Raw genomic sequence first — 2,974 nt, forward strand, 5'->3', positions numbered from 1 at the left:
AGGATAAATCAATGGCGTTAGTCGTTGAGCCTAGCAACCCTCTGCAACTCTCGTTGTTTGAGTGGATAAATGGTCAGGTAACTGGCTGTTCAGAATCTCCCACTATAGCCCGTAGGGTTTAGTGGGGGAGTATGTCAACGAGAATGGCAATGTGGGCTATCGCGTCAGCGTCGGGAGGCAAAACCCCCCATCCTCAAGGCTGAAGCCGGTTGTTATCCAGTTCTGTACAAAGGTCAATGCTACAAACTCCATGGCTATCGTGCTATTGAGGTCAAAGTATTTACCGGAACAGATTGGATTTGGACAAAGGTTCAGATCACCGGGCTGCGGGAACGCCATGGGATACCGGGCAACAAAATGCTGTCCCCCGCTTTGATCTTCAATAACCGAGCTTGTCATCTCTCCGTTCCGTTTGATTGTGTCCCAGAGAAACGGAACCCAGATAACAATGTTGTGGCGGTCGATTTGGGAATCAATACCACCGCAACAGTCACAGTCGTAACCTTTGGCGGCACTGTAATCCATCGTGAATTTATTCACCCTGGCAGAGACATAGACCGTCGAGACCAACGACTGAAGTCCGTTTCAATGCGGGCAAGGAAGACGATGGGAAAGGGAGGGAAGCTCCACAAGGGCTTCTGTGCCCAGACCTATCGCAAATGCGCCAACATCAATAACCAGATCAGTCACATCGTTTCTAAGCGGATTGTCCAGATTGCCACTGCGTTCAACGCGGAGGCAATTGTTTTTGAGAACCTGAAGGGTTGGAAGGCGAAGGGGGGGCGGAAACGCTCAACGTTGCGCCAACGGTTTCATGGCTGGCTCAAGGCAAAAATTCGCGATTATACGGAAATGAAGTGGCAAGAAAGGAGTGGGAAGGTAATTGAGGTTAAGGCTGCCTACACCTCGAAACTGGCTTACGATGGGTCTGGGATGGTGAAGCGAGATGCAAAAAACTATGCTCTGGCTGTGTTTGCCAGCGGGAAGCGGTATAACTGCGACCTGAATGGAAGTCAAAATATTGCCGCAAGAGGGATTCTTCAGCTCTCTCGCCGAAAGGACAGTGAGGAGCCTTCCAGCCAATGTTCTGGAGGTTCGCCTAGAAGCTGGGCTTGTTTGTGTGATCTGTGGACTCAGAAGAGTCCGGGGTTAGCATAGGACACCCCCACCTCGCCGCAGGCAGGTGGGGAGAGCTTCATTGGTGGTTTAAACGGGAGCAAGGGGCTGAAGCCACCTTGTTTTTGAGTCGCTTCGGGTCAGGGGCTTCAGCCCCTTGTACCCCGGATCATTCCAGAAAGGGGGTGAGATCCTCTGACGTAGGTGCGTTGATCTGTCGGGCTTCGTTGCATTCGACGTAGCTGGCTTGGTTTTCGGGGTAGAGGGTGCAGAGGAGATCGCTGTCGTAGGGGTTGTTTTCTTCGGCGGCGGGCGATCGCGGCCCCGTCCATTGAGCAATCCAGCGGAGTTGATAACCATCGGGGCGATCGGGGGAGGGTGATGCGATCGCCGTTACCTGCCAAAACTCATTTTCCGGCAAGTTTGGCCAATCCGCCTTCGCCAGGGCCGGGACGACCAAATCATCCATCCTGTGGGGCACGGTGTAGAGTTGCTGAAGCCAGCGTTCCATCGTCGGCCAGTCCTTATTCCCCAACTGCATTTCAATCGCCGGACGCAGCAGGTTCAAGAGTTGAATACTGCGCGGTAGCGGCTCCGTCCCCATCTGCACCTGACGCACAAACAAACTCTGACTAAAATCATCCACCAACAAACTCGGATAGGCCACAATCCACCCCTGCACCACAAAAAAGAACTCCAGCCAACAGGTCAATAACAACTGACTGGTAAACAGGATCGTCAGGTAACGCCGCGAGGCGAGATTCGGGGGATGCCAGGAAAAATCCGACCGGACACAGTGGGGAATAATTGCCAAGCAGGCCGCACCCGGCAGCCAACCCAACAGCAGAATCTGGGGGCTGATGTTGAGTAATCCCCGTAAAAAGAGGCAGATAAATGCCGAGGTTAACCAGGGGGTAATCACCCATGATTGTTCTAAACCGGCCCAGGTCACGCCAATTCCCAAACAGATGAAACTCGTGAAAGCGAGCACTTCTCGTAAAAAGTCATTGGCGGCGATCGCACTGATAAAAAAGAACACAGCGAGGGCGGTGAAGGTTTGCCACGAGTTAAACTGTGGGGGTTTGACCAGTTTGAAGAGAAAGCCGAAAAATTTCGCCATGGCTATCCGTAATATTGCAACAGAGCCAGCAAGAGCACGAGGAGAATCGCGCTGTTGCTGAAGGCATTAGCCCAAAAAATGGCGGATATTTTTTGGGGATCGGTGTAGGTCAGGGCTTGCAATAGATACTGAACCAATGAAGAATCCTCGTGATCGGGGTCGGATTCTGGCCAATCACTAAACATCACTTCGATGAAATCTAAGCCTTTAAATTCCACAATACAGACAATAAAAAAGATTAAGATAAATAATAAAACAATGGAAATGTTTAAGATCGCTAAATTCTGAAAGTCATAGCCTTGACCCAATACAATGTAACTAATCAGTTGGAGTTTGAGGGGTTTGGGTAGCAGTCCCTGAATCACAAACCCTAAAACCCAAAGCGCGATCGCACTCATCAGATTAATGGTCACCGAATATTGAATGCACTCCCGACGAGTCAACAGTAATTTTCGGGAAAAAATATAGGCTTCAATGGCGATGCTAAACACCAGAGAAAGCAATTGAAAGACAATGATCGGGGCGGGAAATACAGTCCAAGCAAGAATATCCGGCATCGTTAGGCTCTTGAGAATCGTCTCCACAGAAACAAAGATAAAGGGTGCATCCCACTTTTGCAGATTCATATTGCTCGCCAGGTAGAACCCTCATCCCCAGCCCTTCTCCCGCAGGAGAAGGGAGCCAAAAGCCCTCTCCTGCGGGAGAGGGTTGGGTGAGGGGTTGCACAACTGGGATGCA

Annotated in this window: 2 protein-coding genes and 1 pseudogene; 1 reads left to right on the forward strand and 2 read right to left on the reverse strand. The window is 50.8% G+C overall.

Translation table 11 applies throughout. From position 1 onward, the window contains the following. Window positions 1-138 precede the first annotated feature (138 nt). Window positions 139-1,158: pseudogene (locus tag PN477_RS06345) on the forward strand (IS200/IS605 family accessory protein TnpB-related protein); the annotation flags it as partial. A 127-nt stretch (window positions 1,159-1,285) separates the two neighbouring features. On the opposite strand, the gene PN477_RS06350 reads toward PN477_RS06345, so the two are convergent. Together PN477_RS06350 and fraC are read right to left on the reverse strand one after the other, a co-directional pair. Continuing rightward, window positions 1,286-2,236 carry a DUF5357 family protein gene (locus PN477_RS06350; protein WP_272117186.1) on the reverse strand — a complete coding sequence of 317 codons (951 nt, stop codon included), beginning with the start codon at window positions 2,234-2,236 and terminating at the stop codon, window positions 1,286-1,288. Between the two features lie 2 nt (window positions 2,237-2,238). Further along, window positions 2,239-2,862, reverse strand: coding sequence for a filament integrity protein FraC (fraC, locus tag PN477_RS06355; RefSeq protein ID WP_272117188.1), 624 nt, complete (start codon window positions 2,860-2,862; stop codon window positions 2,239-2,241). Between the last annotated feature and the right edge of the window lie 112 nt (window positions 2,863-2,974).

The sequence above is a fragment of the Spirulina subsalsa CS-330 genome (assembly GCF_028330765.1).
GTDB classification, from domain to species: Bacteria; Cyanobacteriota; Cyanobacteriia; order Cyanobacteriales; family Spirulinaceae; genus Spirulina; species Spirulina subsalsa_A.

Coding starts and splice junctions, on each gene's coding strand:
- PN477_RS06350 (WP_272117186.1), bottom strand. CDS start 2,236: ATGGCGAAATTTTTCGGCTTTCTCTTCAAACTGGTCAAACCCCCACAG.
- fraC (WP_272117188.1), bottom strand. CDS start 2,862: ATGAATCTGCAAAAGTGGGATGCACCCTTTATCTTTGTTTCTGTGGAG.